Genomic DNA, 25506 nt, shown 5'->3' on the forward strand with positions numbered 1-25506 from the left:
ATCATTAATATTTTAAATTTTAAAAATTGATGTTAAGTCAAAATGAAATCATAATTGATCAACTGAGGCAGTATATTAATAAGAATGCACGATTTGAAGTTATTGGAAGAGCTTTTGGATATTATCCATCGCTTATCTCTAATAACGCCAACAAGTTATTGTTTGAATGCAGCGGGTCACAAATTGATCCCTATGATGTATTCTTGGATTTACATAATTATTATAACATCAAATCTTCATGTTCCTGCCCTTATAATGGTGCTGGAATTTGTAAACATCAGGTGGCTTCACTCAATAAGTTAATTGAATTAATAGAAAGTGAAGACATTGATTTGATTCGAATGATTGAAAAAAAAACCTTCATCTCCCCTACTACAACCATCCCACATGATCACGGAATTATTGATGTAGATGAACTCAATAAAATGGAATTTTCTTCCAGAACGAACTATTATAGTCCCCTTACTTTTACTTCAATTAATAAAAATAGAATTGAAGGGGTTTATCAAGATTACCGTGATGATTATCAACTATCGATGACGTACAATAGAGCCAATGATCTTTTGGCTTTAAAGTGTTCCTGTAAAACAATGACAAATTGTTCCCATAAGATGGTTTTTCTTAAAGAATTCTTTAAGAAATTCGGTAAAGATTATTTCACAGAGAATTTTGAAGAACGCTTTAAACAAAGGACAATGAATAGTTCAGAGTTTGATGGACTTCTGGAATTCGAAGATATTTTTGAAATGGAAATCTCTACTAGTGGCGTTAAGGTGAAAGAGAAAATTAGCAACATTGTGGGCTCCAATGATTCTTTATTCGGACTTTTTAAGGAGGATAGAAAGGAGTTTTTTCTTCCAGAACATTCAGAAGACAACGCGGTCTATGGAGTAGCTATTGGTTTAGAAAAATCTAAAAATAGAATTAAAGAGGTGTTCCCTTTTATGGGGAAAATGGATAAAACGAATACAAAAGTGAACACTAAGTTTAAGGTGATTTCTGACTATAATTTTGCTGATGCCTTGTCACAAGTTGATAAGAACCGATACAAAGATTTGATTTTAAATGGGATTCAACTATCTGAAAATCATAGTAATAACCGCCATTTAAACTATAGAATTGATGTGGTAAAAGAACAGATAAAAATGTTCTCTGCTATTGTAGAAAGTAATCCTGAGCAAACTATATACCTTCATAAAGGACATAAGTCTTTCGTTAAAAAACATTGTACTGAATTAACAATAAGAAAGGATGAAGTAGGGCCTGTTTTAAAAATTACCGACAAAAAACCCTTCTATCAGCTCGATTTTAAAATTAGAATTGAAAATCAAACCTATAGTGTTTCTTCTAATAAATTGTTGATTGCTCCTTTCGGAATTGCATTCAATGAATTCTTTTTTCCTTTTAAAAACGCAGAAATTGCTTTCTCTATTTTAAAAGCAATGGAGAAACCTCAAATGAATGTTGTTCACAAAGGGATAGATGACCTTATGAATTCCGTAATTGAACCTTTATCTCGGGTTTTTGAGGTTGATTTTTCGGGGATAAAAGCTGCTAAAATGCAAGAGGAGGCTGAAATTGAAAAACACGTTTATTTGTCGGATGAGGAGGGACAATACGTCGTTTTACAACCCCTTGTCAAATATGATGAATCCCTGGTTTCTCCTGGAACTAAAGAAAAATTATGGGAGGATAAAAAGGCCTTAACTTATAAAGAACGAGACGAAGATTTTGAAGCTGAATTTTTAGCTGAATTTAAAGCGCTGCATCCGCAGTTTGAACGACAATCAAACTATTTTTATTTAACGGTTGAAGAGGCTTTAGAATCTATGTGGTTGATGGAAACCTTAGATAAGTTAAAGAATAAAAAGATACGAATATTTGGGTTAAATGATTTAAAATCAATTAAATACAATTTGAATAAACCTTCTTTTTCAATTGGCTTAAGCTCTGGCACTGACTGGTTTGACATGGATATAAAGGTTGATTTTGGTGGTCAAACTGCGGACTTAAAACAAATTCAAAAATCCATAATTAAGCAAACGAATTACGTTGAATTGAAGGATGGAACTATTGGAATATTACCGAAAGAATGGATTGAAAAGTATAAGAAGTATTTCAAACTTGGAAATGTAAAGAAGGACAAGATTGAGATTTCTAATTTTCAATTTAATATCATAGATGAATTGTATGAAGAAGAAACAAATACACCTAAATTTTTACAAGAATTACACGAGAAGAAAAAACGTTTGTTAAATCTCAAAGATTTAAAAGCCATTCCGAAACCAAAAGGAATTAAGGCCACTTTGCGAGATTATCAAAAAGAAGGACTAAACTGGCTGGTTTTCTTACATGAAAATCAATTGGGAGGCTGTTTAGCGGACGATATGGGATTAGGAAAAACGCTTCAAACCATTGCTTTTATACAATACCTGAAAAATTTACCAAAAAAGGACAGCTCTCCTCTGCCCCATTTGGTTGTCGCTCCAACTTCTTTGATGTTTAATTGGCTTGCTGAATTGGAAAAATTCGCTCCAGGTTTAAAAGTACTGAGTTTTATCGGTCCAAATAGAGCAGAACTAGTTAATGAAATCCCTAAACATGATGTAGTCTTAACAACTTATGGTTCTATGATCAAGGATATAGAAACACATATTAAAATTGAGTACAATTATGTGATTTTGGATGAAAGTCAAGCCATTAAAAATCCGCAATCTCAACGGTTTAAAGCGGTTCGTTTGTTGAAAAGCAAGAACAGACTAGCGTTAACAGGAACACCCATTGAAAACAATACTTTCGATTTATACAGTCAGTTTAGCTTTTTGAATCCAGGAATTTTTGGAAGTATCAAGCATTTTAAATCCACATTTTCAGAGGCTATTGACAAAGATCAAGATGAATACACTTCTGATTTATTGGCCAGAATGATTCATCCATTTCTTTTACGCAGAACAAAAACGCAAGTAGCCAAAGAACTGCCAACGAAAACGGAAGTGGTGATTTACTGCGAAATGGGAAAAGCCCAACGTAAAGTATATGACTATTACAAAGAGTATTTCAGACAAAAATTAAATGAGCAAATTGAACAAGATGGTATCAATAAATCGCAAATGTATATTTTGCAAGGATTAACAAAATTGCGTCAGATTTGTAATTCAACAGCTCTTGCCGACAAGGAAAAAGACTACGGAAATGAATCGGCAAAACTGGATGAATTGGTGCGTCATTTAACCGAAAAAGTAAATAACCATAAGATTTTGGTCTTTTCTCAATTCGTTGGAATGCTGCACCTCGTTAAAGCCCGTTTAGAGCAAGAAGGAATCGTTTTTGAATACTTGGATGGTCAGACCCGTAATCGTGAGGAAAAGGTCAATAACTTTCAAAATAACGATAAGATTCGCGTCTTTTTGATCAGTTTAAAAGCTGGGGGAACAGGTTTGAACCTCACAGGTGCAGATTATGTCTATTTAATCGACCCGTGGTGGAACCCTGCCGTAGAAAGTCAGGCAATCGATCGCTGTTACAGAATTGGTCAAGACAAAAAAGTAATGGCATATCGTATGATTTGTAAAGACACGATAGAAGAGAAAATTGTTCAATTGCAAGACAAAAAGAAAACCGTTGCCGCGGATGTGATTCGTGTGGATAAAGAGAAAAAATCGTTTGATAAGGGTGATGTGGAGATGTTTTTTGGGATGTCGTAGGGACGATTTGCAAATCGTCCGTACAACACCCAAAACGCAGCAAACCTCAACTAAGGTAATAAGGCTTAACAACATTGAAACTCACTAAACCGAGCTTTTATTTTGATTTATAAACAATTCTATTTAGATTCTTCTAAACTAACTGACTATGAAAGCAATAGATAAACCTGTATATTTAATCATCATCACTCTTCTTTTTCTTTTTTCTTCGTGTGGAGAAAGCGTCAATAATTCCAAAGGAGAGTTTAATGGTACTGACTTCTGTTTAATGATCGGCACAGATGATATTCGTTCAGTATTTAACCTTAATAGTGGGGTAGAAATTGAACAAGACAAAAATCTTGATCAGATTTGTTATTACAAATGGACAGCCGACGATATCAATTATACCATAAGGTTAACAAAAGCAAAATGGGATCAGAAAAGTTCCGCTGAGGTAAATAAAACATGGGAAAAACAGAATGAATCAAATTATAATAAATACGATCTTGAAACTGTTCAAGGAGTTGGAGACAAGGCGTCATGGAGTGATTATGAAAAAGGTCAACTTCGTTTTGTTGCTGATGGTTATTTTTTCTACCTTTCTTTATACAACGATTCTAGTAGTGAAAGTCCAGAAGGTAAGCAAGACAGAATCGATAAAGCTGCTCAATTGGCGAATGTGATAATTGATAAAATGTAAAAATTTGATGTGAGCGGATTAATTACTAATTATTTCACCTAATCATATTTTGAACTTATTCATTAGCTATAAGTTAAGAGATGAATTTTCACATTTTAATCAATGAAAAGACTTGTTTTAATATTGCTTTTTTTTGCTCCACTCATACTCATTTCACAAAGTGGAAATCCTGTTATTTCTGAAACTATTGGTAATTGCGACACGATTTCTATTCAAAAAGACACTTCGCATATTGTAAAGTTTATTAGCTATCCAGAAGCTTCTTTTCCAGGAGGACCGGAAGAAATGAACAAATATATCAAGGAGAATTTTCAATTTCCCAAATCACTTACAAGTGAATCACCTTACGGAAGAGCCTTCGTTGAAATTACAGTGGATACTGATGGTTCAATAAAGGATGCAAAAATTTTAAAAGGAATATCGGAGGAGTTAGATGAAGAGTTATTAAGAGTAGTTAATAACATGCCTGATTGGATTCCCGCAGAAAATAAGGATGGAAAAACGAAATCTATAGTTCGTTTTCCAGTTAACTTTAGACCTTATTGATTGTTTTTTTATATTTACCACCAATTTACATTTCAACATTTACTACTCATGAAAACAATTTTAGCAATCATCTTCATTCTGCCATTTTTTATTTTTTCACAGGAAAAAGCAAATTCATCAGAAAAAAAGACTAACAATATTCCAGAAATTAATGCAATGTTTCCAGGTGGTAATGATGAAATGAGAAAGTTTACCAAAGAGAACTTAATATATCCAGAGCTAGCTGAATTACTTGGAAATCAAGGTAGAGTTTATGTCGATTTTATTGTAACCAAGGAGGGCGAAATCAAAGATGTTGAGGTTGTCAGAGGCGTTTCAGCCGAATTGGATGAAGAAGCTGTTAGGTTTGTTAAAAGCATGCCGAATTGGACTCCTGCAGTATTGAACGGAGAAAAAATAGATATAAAATGTAGGATTCCAGTTGTATTTGAATTCTCGAAAGAGAAGTAATTTGATGCGCATTTTTTAACTATCAGTCATGAAAACAATATTAACATTTTGCCTCCTGATTCCATTTTTGCTCTTTTCGCAAGAAGAAATCGATACAACAATTGTACTTTATCCTGACATTGAGGCTGAATTTCCTGGAGGGCCAACTGAAATGAAGAGATTCATTATTGATAATTTAGAGTACCCAAAAATTGAATTTGAAACTGTTCCAAATGGAAGAATATTTGTTGAATTTATTATCAATATTGATGGCTCAATTGAACAAGTAATAGTTAGAAAAGAAGGTCTTAAAGAATTAGACAATGCATACATTGAATTAGTAAAAAACATGCCGAATTGGATTCCCGCAGAAGTTGAGGGAAAAAAGGTAAGGTCTAGAGCTTTATTGCCCTTCTCGATACATTTTCAATAAATTTTTTTATCTATATTTGAAGCATATAACACTACAAAAAATATTATTTTGAAATCAGTTTTTATTCTTTTTTGTCTTCTACCATTTTTTATTTTTTCTCAAAAAAAACCAGTGTCTGAAAGAAATGCTGAATTTCCTGGTGGAGTGAAGGCAATGAAAGAATTCTTAATGGATAACATCGAATACCCTGAAATATCAATGGAACTAGGCGATTATGGTCAAGTTGTTTTAGAGTTTGTGGTAAACAAAGATGGTTCATTGGAGCAGATCAAAGTTTTAAGTGGTGTTTCACGTGAAATAGATAAAGAAGCAATCAGGGTAATTGGTGAAATGCCGAATTGGATTCCCGCTATTCATAAAGGCGAATTAGTTAGAGCACGGTGCAAAATTCCAATTAATTTTATTTTAGAAGATGATTCTAATATTGTTGAAAACCCTGAGAAGCTTGCTTTCTTTAAAAAGGGTGAAAAAGGCATAAATAAGTTAATTCGTAAAAAGTTAAATTCACCTTTAGTGATTTCAACTAATTATAAACAAGCAGATATCATCGTTGAATTTGTTGTGAATATTAATGGTACCACAGAACAAATTAATATAACAGGAGTTATTTCAGAAAAGTTGAAAAGAGATTTAACGCGTTTAATTAGGGAAATGGAAAACTGGATACCAGCAATGAATGAGGGAAAGCAAGTAAGATCAAGGTTTGTTCTACCCCTTAGTTTCAAGTAGAAAAGGGTATACATCTGAAGATATTTAATGAATCAATTACTGTCTTAAAATCAATAGTTTTTGTCTGTTGGAGTCATTCGCTTAATTAATTATATATTTGTTTCCTATTAATACCAAGCCAAGCAAAAGAAATCAAGGCTAAAAACACTACACAATGAATATCAAAAAAGCCACTCTCTCTGTCCTAACTTTATTAGTTATTAGCTCTTTAATATTAGTTTCATGCAATAAAGAAGAGCCAGTAAAGCTTCCTTCAAACTATATCGTAGGGTCCTCATGTACCAATGGTGTTTTAGATGCCAATGAAGAGGGAGTTGATTGCGGAGGGGTTTGTGATCCTTGTTTTCTAACTAGCCCAGGTTGTTCTTTTTATTCAAATAATCAAATTGCTGGTGCCAACTCAAACATTGTATTCACTAACAATAAAACATTTGTATCCAATGGAAATTTTGTTTTTTTAGCTACCAATAACCAAAATGATACGATGAGGTTTGTTTTTTTAAATCAAACTCCCGAGTTCTTCAAAGTCTACTATCCATCAACCTTTAATTCCATTGATCACAATAAAGTATTCGTTGAAGCAAGATTAAATTCATTGCCTTATCCAGTTAATTATGACACTTATTATGATTACAAATCTGAAAACTATACCGGACCTGCTGACTATAACGAAAGACTCGTCCATTTAAATAAGGTGAATGGAAAAGTACAAATATCATTTTGTGAGTTAAAGCTACAAGAACAATCCCAATCAGGAATGATAGAGTTTAAAGGTAAACTCATCGAAAATTAAGGCTTAATTGTAATCTTTTTTTATGGCTCCTACCTCGGCTCTACCCAATCACCATTCTCTTTAATCAATTCAATCAAAGCCTCCACCGCTTCTGCTTCGGGTACATTCTTTTTGACAACAGTTTTCTCTTTGTACAAATGAATTTTCCCAGGGCGTGTTCCCACATACCCATAATCGGCATCGGCCATTTCTCCTGGACCATTCACAATACAACCCATAATTCCAATCTTTAATCCTTTCAGATGAGAAGTGTGTTTTCTAATTTTTGCAGTTGTTTCTTGTAAATCAAATAAGGTTCTACCGCAAGAAGGACAAGAAATATATTCTGTTTTAGAAATTCGTGTTCGCGTGGCTTGAAGAATTCCAAAACTAGTTGTATTCACCAATTGTGGAGAGATTTTTTCTGTAGAATTCACCCAAATACCATCACCAAATCCATCAATTAAAACACTTCCAATTTTAGCAGATTGCCACAGTTGAAATGCTTCTAAGTCTTGAGTTGAGGTGGTGTGTTTTAAAATTACCGGTAAATCAATGTTGTGCAACACCAATGTACGGTAGAAATTACGCATCACTTGCGTGAAATTCTCACTTGGTGCTTCAAGAATTAAAACGACGTCATTTAAGAATTGAATTTGATCAATTTCTGCTGTGTTTTTTGGATTCCATTCTAAAAAGTTCAACGTTTTATGTTTGAATCCACCTTCTGGAATCGCATTATATAAAGGGTAAAAGTGTTTTTTATTTGAATAGTTTTTCTCCCAATTTTCAGCATTTGCAACAACACCCAACATTCCTGGAATTTCAAAATCAACTGATTTGTCGCCGATAAAAACATAATCGACGGCCAAATCTTGCATTGTCCATTTGTCTAAAGTTTTTGAATAATTATATCCAAAACCGAAGAAATTCGCTTGAGAAATCGTTTCTTTTTCGCTTAAATCAGAAAAGACAATAGGAGGATTTTTCTCACCAATGTTCGCAATCTCCATCGCCTCTCTTCTTTTGTATTCTAATGGGTTATAAGGCAATTGGTGGTCGCCCTTAAACTCTTGAATTCCATCTTCTTTGTAGTTTTGCGCTAATTTTTCAGCTACAGGAATCTCCGCTTCTGGCGCTTCGGTCAATGAAACACGAATAGTGTCCCCTAATCCATCTTCTAACAAGGCTCCTATTCCAACAGCAGATTTTATTCTACCGTCTTCACCATCTCCAGCTTCTGTAACTCCCAAATGCAAAGGATAAACTTTACCTTCGTCCAACATTCTCGCGACTAAAAAACGGTATGCCTGCACCATCACCAAAGTGTTACTTGCTTTCATTGAAATAACAAAATCATGGAAATCGTTTTTCTGACAAATATGAATAAACTCCATTGCAGATTCTACCATTCCTTCCGGCGTATCACCAAAACGACTCAAAATTCGATCAGAAAGTGAACCGTGATTGGTTCCAATACGCATTGCCGTTCCGTTTTCCTTACACAACTTCACCAAAGGCGTAAATTTATCTTCAATACGCTCTAGTTCGGCTTGGTAACTATCATCGGTGTATTCAATTTCTTCGAATTTCTTTTTATCTGCATAGTTTCCAGGATTCACCCTTACCTTTTCTACAATTCCAGCAGCAATTTCTGCCGCATTTGGTGTAAAATGAATATCAGCCACCAAAGGTGTATCGTAGCCTTTTTCTTTCAGTCCTTTCTTGATTTCAGCTAGATTGTAGGCCTCTTTCTTCGAAGGTGCTGTTAAACGCACCAACTCACAACCCACATCAATCATTCGAATGGCTTCCTCAATAGAACCTTCGGTATCCATGGTGTCTTTTGTGGTCATCGATTGAATTCGAATCGGGTTCTCCCCTCCTATTCCTAGTTTTCCTACGTTAACCTCTTGAGTTTTTAATCGCGTACGATTAAACGGATCATTGCAATATTTCATTTTAAATGCGTTTGAAACAAAAATAGTATATTCTTTACTCTTTAGAAGACAAATAAAACAAAGAATTGTTGGCTTCGGATCTGCTCAGCCAACTCAGAGGCTCCGCTCAATAATCCGCTCAGCCGCCATAGTTTTGTCTTTGTTGAAAAGATTATTGTGTGGAGTCAAAGTTCGTATGATTCGTATTATTTTTACACTTCGCTTCGGAATGTAATTTATTGAAATCCTTTTTTATCAACGCCTCTTTTTTATTTTTACTCCAACCTGTACTTGTTTCTCTCGGTAAAAAGCATGATCAATTCGATTAATCTCTTCAAAGTAAACCAATTTTACAGGTAAAAACTTTGAAGTATGATTTGCTCCTTCTCCATTTTGATGTTGCCTTATTCTTAAATCTAAATATTTTGTACTACCAGTGTAGTAACTTCCGTTGGAACACTCTAAAATATACATATATCCTTTACTCATTTAGTGGTTAGTTTTTGATTTTATAATTCAGTGAATTTTCGATAATCAAATCAATTTCACATTTAAGATAATAAGAATTTTTATCTTTAGTTATAGTATTTCTTTCATTATCGTAAATTGCCGCTCACTGAGCAGAACCGAAGTGGAGGCTCTCGAAGTCAAGAGTCACTACCGGAGCCGAAATGGAAATCTCCGAAGTTTTTAAGTCACAACGTCTTGTAAATCAACAACCCACATTTTTTTAATAAAGTATGATAAAACAAAAATTTAGAATATTTTAGTAGTAATATTTAACTAACATCAATTAATTATGAAAGAGTTTAAAAAGTTTATTGCCAAAGGAAATGTAATCGATATGGCCGTGGGTCTTATCATGGCTACTTATTTTGGAGCTATTGTAAAGTCATTAGTCAATGACATTATTATGCCTCCAATAGGAAAGCTGCTGGGAGGAGTTGATTTCGCAGAATTGAAGTATGTAATTCAAGCTGAAGTTGCTGAATCTGCTGAAGGTGTTGGTGACGGAACCGCAGAAGTTGCCATTACATACGGTGCATTTATCAATACAGTAATTACATTTATTATTGTTGCTTTTGCCATTTTTATGGTTGTGAAAATGTACAACAAAATGAAAGACAGAATGGCGAAGAAAGAAGAAGAAGCACCAGCTGCGCCGCCAGCACCATCAAAAGAAGAAGTTCTTTTGGGAGAAATTAGAGATCTATTGAAGAAACAATAATAGAAAAATACTTACAGAATAAAAAGCCTCGATTATTCGGGGCTTTTTTCGTAATAACTATTTGAAATTTAGGGAGTAGAATAGTTTTGTGGTGAATATAAAAGTTATTCTCCTTAAACTTGAGGCGAATAGATTTTATTAATTGAATTTAGTTTTAGACATCCTAAAATCCACGCTACAGCGAGATTTCATCTCGTTGTCGTGGGTTTTCATCTCGTAGTCGTGGGATTTCAATAGTTTTGTGAGAAATCATTTTAAATCAAAAATCAGAATAGAATTTCACCAAATGGAAACGACAATCTTCATTTTATCTGCCGTAGTCGTGGGAGTGTTGGAATACTGCTTCTGGGACAAACATTGAGTTGAAGTTTATAAAGAATAATCATATTCCCAACAGTTTCCTATCTTTAGAGTTATGAAAAAACACTTCTTATTTATTGGTATTCTAACTTTAACGGGGTGTGCGAATTTAAAACAAACATCACAAAGTAAAAGTCTTGATGAGGTAAAACACATCACCACGGAAGCGTCTATAAAAAGTCATGTTTCTTACTTGGCTTCAGATGAATTAACAGGACGAGATACTGGAACTGAAGGAATTAATAAAGCAGCAACTTATTTGAGCGATGAGTTTAAGTCTTATGGACTAAAACCGTTTTTTTCGAGCTATCGAGACAGTTTTAAAATTGAATCCAAGTACGGGTATAATGTTGTTGGTTTTTTAGAAGGAACTGATGAAAAACTAAAAGATGATATTTTTATCATTGGAGCGCATTATGACCATATTGGATTTAGTGGCAGAGGTAAATCAGCCAAAGACTCTATTGCCAACGGTGCAAATGACAACGCTTCTGGTGTTGCAACTGTGTTAGAGTTAGCAAAATATTTTGCTACTCATCCTCCAAAAAGAAGTATCATGTTTGTTCTTTTTTCAGCGGAAGAAATTGGTTTGTTGGGCTCAAAACATTTGGCCCAACGATTTAAAAGTATGAATCAACCAATTTATGCTGTTTTTAACATCGAAATGGTGGGCGTTCCATTAAAAAATGTAGATTATTCTGCTTTTCTAACTGGATATAAAATGAGTACTATGGCCGATAGATTCAATCATTATTCGGGTAAAAATGTTTTAGGTTTTTCCCCAGAAGCAGCAAAAATGGAGTTGTTTAAAAGAAGCGATAATTATCCTTTTTACACAGAATTAAATATTCCTTCGCAAACAATTTGTACTTTTAATTTCACAAATTATGAATACTATCATCATGTTAAAGACGAAACACAACATCAAGATTTTACACATATGAATTACCTGATTACAGATTTAAGTCTTGGATTATCTGGACTTTTAAATGAAACTGAATCCAGTATAAAGTTATTAGAATGAACGAAAAACTCCACGATTACTACATGAATAAGGAAGAACCCAATAAGAGTTGCTTATTCGTTTTGCGTGATATCATTTTAGAACAAGACGAACAGATTACCGAATCGATCAAGTGGAATTCCCCTTGTTTCTCTTATAAGAACAGAATGTTTTGTTTCTTAATGATAGATAAAAAAACCAATCAACCCTACTTACTTATGGTTGAAGGATTGCGTTTAGATTTCCCAGAGTTAGACCAAGGAAATCGCACCCGAATGAAAACACTAAACATTGATCCGACTAAAGATTTACCGATAAAAACTATCGAACGTATTTTAGACAGTGCTTTAGATCTTTATAAAAAAGGCATAATACCGACAAAAGGATAAAATTCAATACCGTTTATTCATCAAAAACTAGAATCTTGAAACAATATCAAATCGAAGGCAATAAGTTGATTTTAAAAGTTAAAAAGTCTCCTCTTTTCATTAGAATAATATTTTTTACTGTGGCTATTTTGTTTTTTATAATGCCACTCGCAGGAATGTTGATGTACATTTCACTCGGTAATGGATTTCATATTGGGTTTTTGATGGGTGTCTTTTTCTTTGGAATAATGGGGTTTTATATTTTGAGAATGGCCTTATGGAACACCTATGGAAAAGAAACAATCACTTTTAACAAAGACCAAATCAAATATATTGCTGATTATGGTTGGTTTAAAGACGGTAGTACGTCTGTTAAAACACCCGATTCAATCGATTATTCAATTCGTAATATTGGTTACGAAGACGAACATAAAGGAGCGCTAATTATAGGTGGGGGGAGAAAGACCGATTTTTTGTGTAACTAAAATGAAAAATGAAGAGATCAATGAGTTGATTGAGGTGCTGTTAAGTGATATAAGTAAATAACAGATTAGAACAAATCATAACTTTAGGAAGTTGCCTTTACTGGCGTGATATTTGGTGATCGATTATAGAACTTAAGTAGATATTTATGAAAGCACTAGTACTTTTCTTTTCAATATTATTTTTTGCAGTATCCTGTCAAAAAGAAACACTCAAAGAAAATGAGTTAACTGGAACTACATGGGAAATATGGCAATATAAAGAATCAACCACTGCAAACCCTATTCCTTTGAACGACACCTTGGTCTTCCTATCAGATGGCAATTATACTTACAATAATCATGAGCAGTTTTATTTGCTAAATGACTCAGGAAACTTTAAGAAGATCTCTTTATACGGAACAAAGTTTGGAGATATTTCAGGTAATGTTTCTCGTGACTTCAATACTTACGGTGAGATTATAGCGAAAGAGTTTTTTGAAATTAACAGCACGAGTAATCAAGCCAGTTATGTGTTGTGGATGCGAAGGGTAGACTAGAAAATTCATTTAAACAGTTCTTTTACTAAATAAGCATCGGAGATCATTAATTTTTGACAAAAAATTGGCCTACTAAATTATTGTGCATATTTCGGCTTTCTTGTTTTCAAAAACACAAAATTCTTTACATTTCCACGTTAACCATTATTCATTCAGCATCTACGATTATCATTACAGCCTTACAAACACCCAGACCGCATTAACAATTAATAATTAACCATTAATCATTATTGCTCCCATTCTAAAGAAAATTCCGATATTTAACCCCTATCTAAGAAAGCACATAAAAAAGAAACTATGGAAGACATCAATAAAAAGTTAATAGAAAAACGCGAAGAAGCAAAGTTAGGTGGAGGTCAAGCACGTATTGACAGTCAACACAAAAAAGGTAAACTAACTGCTCGTGAACGTATTACGCTTTTATTGGATGAAAACTCATTTCAAGAAATGGGAATGTTCGTAGAGCACCGCTCTAAAGATTTCGGTTTAGACAAACAAAAATACCCTGGAGATGGAGTAGTAACAGGTTACGGGACAATTCATGGTCGACCAGTTTATGTGTTTTCACAGGATTTTACCGTATTAGGAGGTTCGCTTTCTGAAACTTACGCAGAAAAGATCTGTAAAATCATGGATTTAGCCATGAAGAGTCAAACGCCAATTATTGGACTAAATGATTCTGGTGGGGCACGTATCCAAGAAGGTGTGGTTTCATTGGCGGGATATGCAGATATTTTCTACAGAAATACGCTTGCTTCAGGAGTAATTCCACAATTGAGTGTAATTATGGGACCTTGTGCCGGTGGAGCAGTTTATTCGCCAGCTTTAACAGACTTTGTTTTCATGGTAGAAGACACTTCATATATGTTCGTAACAGGACCAAACGTGGTAAAAACAGTAACCCACGAAGAAGTAACTTCAGAAGACTTAGGAGGAGCAAAAGCACATGCTGAAAAATCTGGGGTTAACCATTTTACGAGTCCAAACGATGTAACAGTTTTAAAAGAAGTACGTGATTTAATGACCTACTTGCCACAAAACTGGCAGTCTTTGGCGCCTCATAAAGAGAAGTTTGAATTTGACACAAAGAAATTAGAAACAATTGGATCTATTTTACCAGAAAACAACAACATGCCTTACGATATTCGTGAGGTGATAGACCAAGTAATTGATGATGAGTCTTTCCGTGAAGTTCACAAAGATTTTGCAACGAATATTGTTGTTGGTTTTGCACGTATCGAAGGAAGAACAATTGGTGTTGTTGCCAATCAACCGATTTCTTTAGCCGGAGTTTTAGACATCGATTCTTCAAGAAAAGGAGCGCGTTTCGTGCGTTTCTGTGATGCATTTAATATTCCATTACTAACATTCGAAGATGTACCAGGATTCTTACCCGGAACCGACCAAGAATGGAACGGAATTATTGCTCACGGAGCAAAGTTATTATTTGCATTCAGTGAAGCAACGGTTCCACGTGTGACAGTAATTACAAGAAAAGCTTACGGAGGAGCTTTCGACGTAATGAACTCTAAAAACATCGGAGCAGACTTCAACTTCGCTTGGCCAACAGCTGAAATCGCCGTTATGGGAGCCAAAGGAGCAGCCGAAATCATTTTCCGTAGAGAAATAGCAGCAGCCGAAGATCCAGCAGCAAAACTCGCCGAAAAAGAAGCAGAATACGCGGAAATGTTTGCCAATCCATACAGAGCAGCAGAACGAGGTTTTATTGATGATGTGATTTTACCATCTGAAACGAGAACCCGCGTTGCAAATGCATTCAAAATTTTAGAAAATAAAAAGGAGGAATTGCCGAAGAAAAAGCATGGGAATATTCCGATGTAAACGGCTATAGGCTTTGAGCTTTATGCCTACTGATAGTTAAGCAATCGCGTTCACTATTTGTTGATATTCTATTTTCTTTTAATGCTCTAATTAGATGTTTATGAGCGAGATGTTTTCTAATTCTGATAGTTTTTAAAAATAATCCTTTATAAGTCCCAGCGAGACGACATGTATTAGCCGGGACCGCAGCGTCTTGGATAAAAATATATGTGATTACGAATAACCCCAGAGGGGGTGACATGATTTAACATCAACCGCTGGAAACAAATAAGCTTATAGCTTAAAGCCTACAGCATTTTTTTACCGAAAAAACCCCCAACCGAAAACATTTTACTACTTTAATGCTCCACAAATGCATTAATAAATGAGTGAAATCAAATCAAAACTTCCCCATGTTGGGACAAGCATATTCAGTGTGATGTCAAAAATGGCCACACAATACAAAGCCATCAATTTATCACAAGGATTCCCCAACTTTCCTGTTGCACCTGAATTGGTGGAGAATTATGAGGAAGTCATCAAAGGAAATTATCATCAATACATGCCTATGCCTGGTTCTCATCGATTGCTGGTAGAAATTAGTCAGAAGGTTTTAACACATTACGGAAGAGATATTCATCCTGAAGAAGAGGTGTTGGTTACCGCAGGAGCTACTCAAGCGATCTTTACCGCAATTCAAGCTGTTATCCATCGAGGAGATGAAGCCATTGTTTTAGACCCTTCCTATGACAGCTATGCACCTTCTGTCGAGCTGGCTGGAGGTACACCAATCCACATCAATATGAATCCCGATTTTTCAGTCGATTGGAGTAAGGTGGAAGACGCCATTTCTAAAGACACGAAACTGCTGATTGTTAATAACCCACATAACCCTGGAGGAACAGTTTTTTCAGAAGAAGATATTCATGCCATTGAGCAAATAATGCTTCGTCATCCACATTTGTTTTTACTTTCTGATGAGGTCTATGAATTCATTCATTTTGAGCAAAAACACATATCCATCAATTCACGTGAAACCATTAGAGATAGAACTTTTATTGTTTCTTCTTTTGGGAAAACCTTTCACGTTACAGGTTGGAAAATCGGATACCTTGTTGCTCCAAAATACTTGATGGATGAGGTAAAGAAAATTCATCAGTACATTGTTTTTAGTGTAAATAGTACCGCTCAAAGAACTTTGGCCAATTATTTACCGCAGGCAGATTTGTCCGATTTAGGTCGTTTTTATCAAAAAAAGCGTGATTTCTTTCGTGGATTGATGAAAAATAGCCGTTTTGAGCTTTTAGATTGTCAAGGTACCTATTTTCAAGTGGCGCGTTACAACGAAATTAGTAACTTAGGAGATATGGACTTTGCAAAAGAGATGACACAAAAACATGGAGTAGCAGTTATTCCTGTTTCCGGATTTAATAAGGATCAGCACGACGATCATTTGATTCGTTTTTGTTTTGCAAAGGATGAAGAAACGATTATTAAAGCAACAGAAAAACTATGCAAGATTTAAAGGTGAGTTTAATACAGTGTGACCAAGTTTGGGAGGACAAAAAAACCAACTTAGCACATTATGAGTCCATGATGGAGGAGGTGCAATTGCCAACAGATATCGTTGTTTTTCCTGAAATGTTTCAAACAGCTTTTAGTATGAATGCTGCAGCAATGGCCGAAACAATGGAGGGAGAAAGCATAGCTTGGCTAAAGAAGATGGCTGTTAAATACAATTGCGCTATGGTGGCTTCATTAATTATAAAAGAAGACGAAATATTTAACAATCGAATGGTTTTTGTTCAAGCTGATGGCACAATTCATCAGTACAACAAACGCAAGTTATTTGGATTGGCCAACGAAGAAAAAACATTTACTCCAGGAACAGAAAATACTATTTTAGAATACAAAGGATGGAAGATTTTCCTACAAGTCTGTTACGACCTTCGTTTTCCAGAAATTGCACGAAATTCAGTCAAAAATGATGTTTATGAGTACGATTTACTCATCAATGTAGCCAATTGGCCCGAAAAACGCAGTTTACACTGGAGAACTTTGTTGCAAGCCAGAGCCATCGAAAACCAAGCTTATGTGATTGGTGTAAATAGAGTGGGAGAGGGAGAAAAAGGCCTTTATTACTCTGGAGATTCGTGTATCATTTCACCTTCAGGAATGGTGGTGGCGGCAGTAGCACATGATGAGCATGTAGTGAATGAAGAGTTAGAGACGGAAACCTTAAAAGAAGTGAGGAAAGTGATGCCTTTTTTGAAAGATAGATAAAGAACAAGCGTTTCGAGATGAAAAAAATGCGATAGTTTGGAAAAATCCACCCCCTTTGGAGGGGGCAGGTCTTATAAAAATATTTCTTTCTTAAACATGATAATCAATTTTACTACGTTATAAAAGTAGAAAACATATAAATGAAACTTTATTCAAACAAACAAAAGTGGAAAATTGCCTTGCTATTTATTGCAATCTTATTGGTTGGAGCTTCATTGTATGTTTCGAGTAAGATTGTAAACGAAGTAGCCAAAAGAGAACGAGAAAGGGTGACACAATGGGCAGACGCCATAAAAAAACGAGCAGAATTGGTTCGATTGACCAATAATTCTTTTGAAGAATTGCGTAAAAAAGAACTCAATGAAATGCAGTTATGGATTGACGCAACGAAAGAAATTTCACGTAAAACATCTCTAGATGCCCAGCAGTCCTACGATTTTCCTTTAAAAATAATCAATAAAAACGATGATATTCCTGTGATTGTCTTAGACCAAGACGACAATGTTTCTACCTTCATTAATCTAGAGTTTGAAAAAGAAGATTTACACCAAAGTTTTCCAACAAAAAGCACGGAGGAAATCAATCAAATCTTTTCAGATTCACTCATTAAATTGGCCTATAGTTGGGAAAAAATCAATCCATCTTTTACCGTTGAGGTTTATGATGATTTATTTATGTCTTATTTTTATAATGATTCCCGCAGTATTTTACGTTTAGAAAAGGAAAGGGACTCCCTCATTCAAGCATTCAATAAAGAGTTGATTGAAAATGCTGAGTTGGTACCTGTAGTGCTTACAGATAGTTCAATGCAAAAGGTGATTGTGTCTAACCTACTTACGCACGATGTTGATAGTTTAACGCTTGCAGAAAGCCTATTGGAATTATCCAACGCCAATGCACCTATAGAAATAAAATTTTCAGAAACAGAAGTCAATTATGTGTATTATGCAACGAGTCCAGAATTGGTTCAATTGCAGTATTTTCCTTACATCCAATTCATCATTATTGGCTTGTTTATTTTAATTGGTTATATCATCTTTAGCACCTTTAGAAAAGCAGAACAAAATAAAGTATGGGCTGGAATGGCCAAAGAAACAGCCCACCAACTTGGAACACCAATCTCATCTTTAATGGCTTGGGTTCAGTTGTTAGATGGTATGGAAAACACGAAGGACATCGCAAAAGAGATGAATAAGGATGTTGAACGTTTAACACAGGTGACAGATCGCTTTTCCAAAATTGGGGCAGATACGCAACTCAGTGATGCTGATATTGTTGAAACTACACGCCATTTTGTTGAGTATTTACGCACTCGTTTTCCGAAGAAAGTAAGCCTAGATTTTTCTTCATCAGATGAGGAAATCATTATTGCACATAATGCTCCACTCTTTGAATGGGTAATCGAAAATATCACCAAAAACGCAATCGATGCCATGGAAGGAGAAGGAAAAATAGAAGTCAAAATCTTCCGCAACAATGGTCAAGTGAACATCGATATTTCAGACAATGGAAAAGGAATGACGCCCGCTCAACAACGCAATGTTTTTAGTCCTGGGTTTACCACTAAAAAAAGAGGATGGGGATTAGGTTTGCCTCTCGCCAAACGAATTATTCACGAATACCACAATGGTAGATTGAGAATACTTTCTTCTGAAGTGGGCAAAGGAACAACGTTCAGAATTATTTTATCATCATAACCTCCAAGGACATAAGTTAAAGATGTAAAAAGAAGCGTATTGCAAACCCTTTTCTACTGCAGTGCTTCAATAGCCACATTTACCTCTTTGTCTGTCTGATTGAAAATGTAAAAAGCTCCCATTTCTAACCATTTCTGACGAGCAATTTCGGCTTTTATACTGGTTTTTATGCGATCAAGCGATGCCAAATATTCTTTTTCATTAAATGTAATGCTGTGCTTGTTTGAAGCATAAGATTTAAAGTCATTTAGGATTTTGTTGGTAATGCGAAACTCGCGATCAAAAGCCTGGACATTCGGATATTGATTCAGTTTGTTTTTCCTTACATAATGATAAGAGAACTCGTTGAAAACATTTGCATATTGTAGCCTTCTATAATACACTGAACTTCCTGTTGTGTCTAGTGGAACAAAAATATCTGGCATAATTCCACCTCCGCCATACACGATTTTTCCTTTTGGCGTAGTATACTTTAATGAGTCTACCAAAAGTGTGCTGTCTAAGTGGTACAACTCTCCGTTTTCATAACGGTTTAATTCATCCATCATGTAATCTTCGTAGTTTTCATTGTAAGGCTTTTGTATACTTCTTCCTGTAGGTGTATAATAACGCGATACAGTCAGCCTTAGATTGCTTCCATCTTTTAGTTGAATGTCTTGTTGTACCAATCCTTTCCCAAAAGAACGACGGCCTATGATTGTTCCTCTATCGTTATCTTGAAGCGCTCCGGCCACAATTTCACTTGCAGAAGCAGAACTACTGTTAATTAATACAGCAATATCAACATCACCTAGGAACGGGGCGTTTTCGGAGTAAATTACACGTTCCGGACTGTTCTTCCCTTTTGTAGAAACAATTGGAGTACCAGCCTCTAAAATCGCATCAAGGATAGATACAGCACTACCCAATACACCACCTCCGTTATAACGCAGATCAAAGACAAGTTTTTTCATTCCTTGTGACTGCAAACCAATTGCAGCAGCATAAAATTCGTTAGCAGATTGCATGCTGAATTGACTCAAACGAATATAACCAATTTCATTGGTAAGCATGTAGGAAGCGCTAATGGATTCAATAGGAACGGCTCCTCGAATAATTTCTTTTTGAATTTGTTCTCCGTTACGAAGAATAGTGACTCTTACCGGAGTTCCTTCTTCACCTTTGAGGAGTTCTCTAACATGTTCATTAGACAATCCAACATTGGCAATAGCTTCTCCATCCACATTAATGATTTGATCAAATTTTTGAATCCCAACTCTGTATGCTGGTGAACGATCGATCACATTAACCACACTCAGTGTGTCGTCGTAAATTGTAAAACGAATTCCAACCCCACCAAATTTCCCCTGAATATTTTCGCTCATCGCTACTAAATCTTCTGCGGCGATATAATTTGAATGAGGATCTAAGCCATGAAGCAAATCTGTTATGGTCTTTTCAAACAAAGCTTTTTTATCTATAGTATCAACGTATTCTTTGTCTAAAACTTCGATAATATCAGTCAGCTTTTTTTCGTATTGACCTTCTAATGTCGAATGACTTTTTTTCTCACCAGACAAACTTATTCCTAGAAGTAATCCAATGACAATTAATAAACTCCCTATCAGAGGGAAAAGTGCTTTGTTTGAGCTATTCATTCTCTATATCGTTTAATTGCTCGATGTTTATTCCAGCCGTTTTTAAAAAGTGTACTCCAGAATCATCTTTGTAATGATCCATATAAACTACACGCGTTATCCCTGCTTGTAAAATCAGTTTACTACAGTCTTTACATGGTGACATCGTAAGGTACAATGTAGCGCCTTTTGCATTGTTCGTAGATTTTGCAACTTTTAAAATGGCATTTGCTTCTGCGTGAAGTACGTACCAATGTGTCGCGCCATTTTCATCCTCACAACAATTATCAAATCCAGAAGGCGTTCCGTTGTAACCATCAGAGATGATCATATCATCTTTAACAATTAAAGCTCCTACTTGTTTACGACTACAATGAGATAATTTGGCCCAAGTTTTTGCCATTCGTAAGTAGGCTTTGTCATATCGGAGTTGCTTTGCTTTGCTCATTTTAAATGTATTGAATTGTTGAGAATATAATTTCTTTTATGAATTGGTAAACTTGTACCCAACTCCTCTCACACTATGAAAGTATTCGGGGTTTTTAGGGTCTTTCTCAAACAACTTTCTAAAAGAAAGAATATAATTATCTATAGTTCTTGTTGTTGGATAAGCATCTTTTCCCCAAACTTGATCGAGTATAAAATCACGTGAAACGACCTCTCCTTCGTGTTCGTTAAAGAGTTGAAGCAATTGAATTTCTCTTTTTGAAAGCTCGGTGATGATTTGCTCATTCTTTTTCACCTCATAAGTCAAAATATTCACATCAAAATCGCCAATCATCAACTGTTCGTTTTTAACGCCTTTTTTCTGATGCCTTAAAATCAATACTTGAACACGTAACAAAAGTTCTTCAAGATCGAATGGTTTAGCAAGAAAATCATCTGCACCTAGTTTTAACCCTTTAATCTTATCAGAAGAAGTTCCTTTAGCGGAAACAAATAAAATAGGAGTGTCGGTAACGCTTTTGTACATCGAACAAATATCCCAACCACTCACTTCTGGTAACATAACATCAAGAATCACTAAGTCATATTCACCCACTTTGTCTGCATGCTCTATAGCTGTTCGTCCGTTGGAAATACATACCACTTCAAATCCTTCAAGTTTCAAGTTGAGCTCTACGACTTTACTTAAACTTTTTTCGTCTTCAATGAGTAATATTTTTTTAGAAGTATTTGCCATATTTAATTAAAAGTCATTCAGTATGTGATGTAAAAATCATTAATAATGCGTGAAATTATCAAAATCAAAATTACTAAGATTAAAATGAATGCAGTTTTTTGTTCGTAAGGAATGCAAAAATACAAATGAATTAAACTATTCTTATGTAAAACAGAGTGATAATACAATGTTTTTAACCAAAGTTAACTGCAAAGAGTGGATTAATTAAAATTAATATGGCTACATGTAACTATATTCCTCTTTTTTTCGTTTATTTTACACAATTATAGCGCTGAATAATTGCAATACAAGATTTTGATTTAGCGTTTTCAGTTATAAACAAGATATATTAATGGATAAACTGGTTGCTCAATTTCCTAAACAGATTGCTGACGCTATTGAAATAGCGACTAAAAGCACTTTTAATTTTAATAAAAATAAAACATTTAACAACGTTGTTATTTGTGGAATGGGCGGTTCTGGAATCGGTGGGAAAATGGTTTCTCAGTTGTTCGCAGATCAGGCAAAACTTCCTATTGTGCTCAACCAAAACTATTCTATTCCGGCTTTTGTGAATGAAAACACTTTGGTTATTGGATCTTCTTATTCAGGAAATACTGAAGAAACTTTAGCGGCGGTAAATTCTGCCCATGAGAAAGGAGCAACTATTGTTTGTGTAAGTTCTGGAGGAGACCTAATTCAGTTCTGTAAGCTTAATAATTACGATTACATCAGACTTCCTGGTGGAAATCCACCTAGAAGCATGCTGGCTTTCTCCGCAGTTCAACTCATTAATATTCTTTCTGTTGCTGGAATTATTGATAATAACGCATTAGAATCTATCGCTAAATGTCGACACTTGTTGAATGCAGAATTGATTTCCATTAAAGACGAAGCTAAAAAACTAGCACAACACCTTTTTAAAAAGCAATGTGTTTTTTATGCGGATTCAGATTTAGAGTTTGTTGCCATAAGAGCACGTCAACAAATCAATGAAAACAGTAAACAACTTTGTTGGCATCATGTTATTCCTGAAATGAACCATAACGAACTTGTGGGCTGGGCAGGTGGAAATAATGATTTTGCAGCAGTGTTTTTTGTTTCGCAGTTCCTTTCAGATAGGAATATAAAACGGACAGAACTAAGCGAAGAAATTATCGGTGGTAGAACGGAAAATGTTCTGATGATCAATGGAAAGGGAAACTCTATTATTGAAGAGTCTTGTTACTTTATTCATATCATTGATTGGGCTTCGTTGTTCTTGGCCGACTTAAATGAAAAAGATGCAGTTGAAGTTAGGGTAATTGACTACCTTAAAGATTCTTTGAATAAAGCGTAAAACATGACGGCAAAAGTATTGCTTGAAGATTTAGGGCTTATTGACTATAAAGAGGCTTGGGATTATCAAGAAAAACTATTTAAAGCGAATGTCGATTTGAAAATCGCTATTCGTAAGAACGAAACAAAGGAGTTAACCAAAAATTATTTATTGTTTTGCGAACACCCGCATGTTTATACCCTAGGAAAAAGTGGTGATAAATCTCATTTGTTGTTGACCGAAGAACGGCTCGAAGAAATCAATGCTACGTATTATAAAATCAATAGAGGTGGAGATATTACTTATCATGGTCCTGGTCAGTTAGTGATGTATCCCATTTTTGATTTAGAGTCCTATTTTTTTACCGACATTCATAAATACATGCGTTCGCTCGAAGAAGCCGTGATTTTGACCTTGGAGGAATACGGAATTACAGGTGGTCGGGTAGAAGGATTTACTGGAGTATGGTTAGATGGAGGAAAAAGTACCGAAAGAAAAATCTGTGCAATGGGAGTAAAGTCATCACGATGGGTGACCATGCATGGTATTGGGTTTAATATCAATACCGACATGAACTACTTTAATTACATTGTTCCTTGTGGAATTGAGGATAAAAGCGTAACTTCCCTTGAAAAGGAGTTGGGTCGTCCTGTAGAAATGGAAGAGGTAAAGAAGAAACTCCAAAAACATATTGCTGCGATTTTTAATGCAAAATACACCAAAGAATAAAAAGAGTTTTAAAAGAAGACTTTCACGTTTCCTTTTGGTCTTACTATTGCTTTTTGTTTTTGTCAACCTGACTATTTTTATTACTGGAAAAACCTATCTCTATAAAGGAATTCAAGAAACTTATCTTAAGGGAAAATCCGGGCCTGGAATCTATGATTCAATTGTTTTTCCTGTTCGAGTGGCGAATCACGCTAATCCAACCGAAAAGTGGAAGGTAAAAAGCCCTCTTTTGAATATTAATGAGTCTTCGAAAGAGCAACTGATTGCTTTGAAAACAACTTCTTTCTTAATTGTGAAGAATGGAGAAATTATTCATGAATCTTACTATGATCAACATAATGAACACACCAAAAGCAATTCTTTTTCCATGGGTAAAAGTTTTATTGGTTTGTTGATAGGAATCGCAATTGACAATCATGAAATCAGTAGCTTTGATGCCCCAATAACCGACTATCTCCCATTTAGAATCCCGAATGACGAAGGAATAACGATCCGACATTTATTGGGGATGTCTAGTGGTCTGAACTGGTCAGAAAGTGGAAGTAACCCACTGTCAGATAACGCCGAAGCCTATTACTCTTCAGATTTAAATGAAATCATGAAAAAGAGTAGGTTCAATAAAAAACCAGGCTTGGCATTTGAATACCTCAGTGGAAATAGTCAATTGTTAGGTATAATCTTAAAAGAAGCAACAGGAGTGTCTCCTACAGAGTATTTCGAACAGCATGTTTGGTCTAAAATTGGAGCAGAACACGATTTATTTTGGAGTTTAGACCGTGAAGATGGCTTTGAAAAGACCTTTTGTTGTGCCTATGCCACAACAAGAGATTATGCAAGAATTGGTCAGTTAATCTTGAATAATGGAAAGTGGAATGGGGAAGAGGTGATTTCAAGTGAAACCTTAAATACTTTGTTGTCTCCTTTTGATTTAAAAGAAGCGCATTATGGGTTGCATTTTTGGCGCTACAATCATCCTGTACATCCTGCGGTGTATGCCAGGGGGATATTGGGTCAATATATTGTAGTTATTCCCTCCTTGAATGTTGTAATAGTTCGCACAGGCCACCAAAGAAAAGAGAAGTACTTTATTCCTCGAAAGAAAAAAAAGGATGTTAATTTTGTCCTTGAAAATGGATACAAAGAGCATCATCCCTTAGATCTTTTTGACTATTTTTCAGCGCTAGAATATGTTTTAGAGAAAGATAATTGATACAAGAAGATGAAGAAAGAATTACAAGGTCCAAAAGTTGAAAACGTTTTTATTGCCGTAGTACAGGAGTTAGGAGAAGATAATGTAAATGTATATGACGTATATTTACTTAATGAAAGTGAGGACGTATTGGAACAAATTTTAATCACTTCTAAAGGATATACAACATCAAAAGATACTGGAGAAAAAATTGAAACCACTACTTTAAGAAGAAAAATGAGTGGATTAATACCTTATTCAGCACTGAAGGTGGAGCCAATTATGGAAGATGTGATGGCATTAACAAATGAATATTGGGTGTGTTTTTGGATCGGAAATAAAATGTACGACAAGAAATTCATTGTTAAATCTGATTTATTAAAAGAAGAGAACTTCAAATTTATTCCTACTTTGAACTCGAAAGCTGTGTTGGTGGATTAGAGCGGTAATGAGTGTAAAAAAGCTGATAAAAAGAC

The 25506-nt window shown here is 35.0% G+C and carries 25 protein-coding genes; 20 read left to right on the forward strand and 5 right to left on the reverse strand.

The window, feature by feature from the left end:
* Positions 1-29: 29 nt before the first annotated feature.
* The 7 genes from ACN0U3_RS01680 (at position 30) to ACN0U3_RS01710 (ending at position 7316) form a co-directional block, all read left to right on the forward strand.
* Positions 30-3704, forward strand: coding sequence for an SNF2-related protein (locus ACN0U3_RS01680; RefSeq protein WP_417265102.1), 3675 nt, complete (start codon positions 30-32; stop codon positions 3702-3704).
* A gap of 148 nt (positions 3705-3852) precedes the next feature.
* Positions 3853-4386, forward strand: coding sequence for a hypothetical protein (locus ACN0U3_RS01685; RefSeq protein WP_417264892.1), 534 nt, complete (start codon positions 3853-3855; stop codon positions 4384-4386).
* A 102-nt stretch (positions 4387-4488) separates the two neighbouring features.
* Positions 4489-4932, forward strand: a complete 444-nt coding sequence (locus tag ACN0U3_RS01690; protein WP_417264893.1) for an energy transducer TonB — start codon at positions 4489-4491, stop codon at positions 4930-4932.
* A 48-nt stretch (positions 4933-4980) separates the two neighbouring features.
* Positions 4981-5382, forward strand: a complete 402-nt coding sequence (locus ACN0U3_RS01695) for an energy transducer TonB (RefSeq protein WP_417264894.1) — start codon at positions 4981-4983, stop codon at positions 5380-5382.
* Between the two features lie 28 nt (positions 5383-5410).
* Positions 5411-5794, forward strand: a complete 384-nt coding sequence (locus tag ACN0U3_RS01700; RefSeq protein WP_417264895.1) for an energy transducer TonB — start codon at positions 5411-5413, stop codon at positions 5792-5794.
* Positions 5795-5842: 48 nt separating this feature from the next.
* The gene (locus tag ACN0U3_RS01705; RefSeq protein ID WP_417264896.1) at positions 5843-6523 is read left to right on the forward strand and encodes an energy transducer TonB; all 681 of its coding nucleotides are present in this window, start codon (positions 5843-5845) and stop codon (positions 6521-6523) included.
* A 154-nt stretch (positions 6524-6677) separates the two neighbouring features.
* A complete protein-coding gene (locus ACN0U3_RS01710) occupies positions 6678-7316 on the forward strand; it encodes a hypothetical protein (RefSeq protein WP_417264897.1) in 639 nt (212 codons plus the stop codon).
* A 29-nt stretch (positions 7317-7345) separates the two neighbouring features.
* Here ACN0U3_RS01710 and ispG read toward each other — a convergent pair whose 3' ends face one another.
* Positions 7346-9256: a (E)-4-hydroxy-3-methylbut-2-enyl-diphosphate synthase gene (gene ispG / locus ACN0U3_RS01715; RefSeq protein WP_417264898.1), complete on the reverse strand. Its 1911-nt coding sequence runs from the start codon at positions 9254-9256 to the stop codon at positions 7346-7348.
* Between the two features lie 234 nt (positions 9257-9490).
* On the reverse strand, positions 9491-9724 hold the full coding sequence (locus tag ACN0U3_RS01720; protein WP_417264899.1) for a GIY-YIG nuclease family protein: 234 nt from the start codon (positions 9722-9724) through the stop codon (positions 9491-9493).
* Between the two features lie 310 nt (positions 9725-10034).
* On the opposite strand from ACN0U3_RS01720, the gene mscL reads away from it, so the two are divergent.
* The 9 genes from mscL to ACN0U3_RS01765 all read left to right on the forward strand — a co-directional run bounded on the left by mscL (position 10035) and on the right by ACN0U3_RS01765 (position 19016).
* A complete protein-coding gene (gene mscL / locus ACN0U3_RS01725; RefSeq protein ID WP_417264900.1) occupies positions 10035-10463 on the forward strand; it encodes a large-conductance mechanosensitive channel protein MscL in 429 nt (142 codons plus the stop codon).
* Positions 10464-10878: 415 nt separating this feature from the next.
* Positions 10879-11847 carry a M20/M25/M40 family metallo-hydrolase gene (locus ACN0U3_RS01730; protein ID WP_417264901.1) on the forward strand — a complete coding sequence of 323 codons (969 nt, stop codon included), beginning with the start codon at positions 10879-10881 and terminating at the stop codon, positions 11845-11847.
* The gene (locus ACN0U3_RS01735; RefSeq protein WP_299202436.1) at positions 11844-12215 is read left to right on the forward strand and encodes a DUF1801 domain-containing protein; all 372 of its coding nucleotides are present in this window, start codon (positions 11844-11846) and stop codon (positions 12213-12215) included. The genes ACN0U3_RS01730 and ACN0U3_RS01735 overlap by 4 nt, the downstream gene beginning before the upstream one ends.
* A gap of 35 nt (positions 12216-12250) precedes the next feature.
* The gene (locus tag ACN0U3_RS01740; RefSeq protein WP_417264902.1) at positions 12251-12679 is read left to right on the forward strand and encodes a hypothetical protein; all 429 of its coding nucleotides are present in this window, start codon (positions 12251-12253) and stop codon (positions 12677-12679) included.
* A 146-nt stretch (positions 12680-12825) separates the two neighbouring features.
* A complete protein-coding gene (locus ACN0U3_RS01745) occupies positions 12826-13215 on the forward strand; it encodes a hypothetical protein (RefSeq protein WP_299202431.1) in 390 nt (129 codons plus the stop codon).
* 297 nt (positions 13216-13512) lie between these two features.
* Entirely contained in the window at positions 13513-15057 is a 1545-nt protein-coding gene (locus ACN0U3_RS01750; protein ID WP_417264903.1) for an acyl-CoA carboxylase subunit beta, read from the forward strand.
* 364 nt (positions 15058-15421) lie between these two features.
* Positions 15422-16561: a methionine aminotransferase gene (locus tag ACN0U3_RS01755; protein WP_417264904.1), complete on the forward strand. Its 1140-nt coding sequence runs from the start codon at positions 15422-15424 to the stop codon at positions 16559-16561.
* Positions 16549-17319, forward strand: a complete 771-nt coding sequence (locus tag ACN0U3_RS01760) for an amidohydrolase (RefSeq protein ID WP_299202425.1) — start codon at positions 16549-16551, stop codon at positions 17317-17319. The genes ACN0U3_RS01755 and ACN0U3_RS01760 overlap by 13 nt, the downstream gene beginning before the upstream one ends.
* Before the next feature lie 140 nt (positions 17320-17459).
* Complete coding sequence (locus ACN0U3_RS01765) at positions 17460-19016, forward strand: sensor histidine kinase (protein ID WP_417264905.1); 1557 nt, start codon at positions 17460-17462, stop codon at positions 19014-19016.
* Positions 19017-19069: 53 nt separating this feature from the next.
* On the opposite strand, the gene ACN0U3_RS01770 is transcribed toward ACN0U3_RS01765, so the two are convergent.
* Genes ACN0U3_RS01770 through ACN0U3_RS01780 form a run of 3 tightly spaced genes read right to left on the reverse strand, consistent with a single transcriptional unit; the run spans position 19070 to position 21815 of the window.
* A complete protein-coding gene (locus tag ACN0U3_RS01770) occupies positions 19070-20653 on the reverse strand; it encodes a S41 family peptidase (RefSeq protein WP_417264906.1) in 1584 nt (527 codons plus the stop codon).
* Positions 20646-21080, reverse strand: coding sequence for a dCMP deaminase family protein (locus ACN0U3_RS01775; protein WP_299202414.1), 435 nt, complete (start codon positions 21078-21080; stop codon positions 20646-20648). The genes ACN0U3_RS01770 and ACN0U3_RS01775 overlap by 8 nt, the downstream gene beginning before the upstream one ends.
* Positions 21081-21116: 36 nt before the next feature.
* Entirely contained in the window at positions 21117-21815 is a 699-nt protein-coding gene (locus ACN0U3_RS01780) for a response regulator transcription factor (protein WP_299202411.1), read from the reverse strand.
* A gap of 331 nt (positions 21816-22146) precedes the next feature.
* Here ACN0U3_RS01780 and ACN0U3_RS01785 point away from each other — a divergent pair, with 331 nt between their 5' ends.
* The 4 genes from ACN0U3_RS01785 to ACN0U3_RS01800 are packed head-to-tail and all read left to right on the forward strand — an operon-like array spanning position 22147 to position 25471.
* Positions 22147-23133 (forward strand): bifunctional phosphoglucose/phosphomannose isomerase, encoded by a 987-nt coding sequence (locus tag ACN0U3_RS01785; RefSeq protein ID WP_417264907.1) that lies wholly within the window; start codon positions 22147-22149, stop codon positions 23131-23133.
* Positions 23134-23136: 3 nt separating this feature from the next.
* Positions 23137-23841 (forward strand): lipoyl(octanoyl) transferase LipB, encoded by a 705-nt coding sequence (gene lipB, locus ACN0U3_RS01790; protein ID WP_417264908.1) that lies wholly within the window; start codon positions 23137-23139, stop codon positions 23839-23841.
* The gene (locus tag ACN0U3_RS01795; RefSeq protein ID WP_417264909.1) at positions 23819-25051 is read left to right on the forward strand and encodes a serine hydrolase domain-containing protein; all 1233 of its coding nucleotides are present in this window, start codon (positions 23819-23821) and stop codon (positions 25049-25051) included. Before lipB ends, ACN0U3_RS01795 begins: the two co-directional genes overlap by 23 nt.
* A 9-nt stretch (positions 25052-25060) precedes the next feature.
* On the forward strand, positions 25061-25471 hold the full coding sequence (locus ACN0U3_RS01800; RefSeq protein WP_417264910.1) for a hypothetical protein: 411 nt from the start codon (positions 25061-25063) through the stop codon (positions 25469-25471).
* The last annotated feature ends 35 nt before the right edge of the window (positions 25472-25506 follow it).

It is taken from the genome of Brumimicrobium sp., assembly GCF_048268645.1.
Taxonomy (GTDB): domain Bacteria; phylum Bacteroidota; class Bacteroidia; order Flavobacteriales_D; family Crocinitomicaceae; genus Brumimicrobium; species Brumimicrobium ulvae.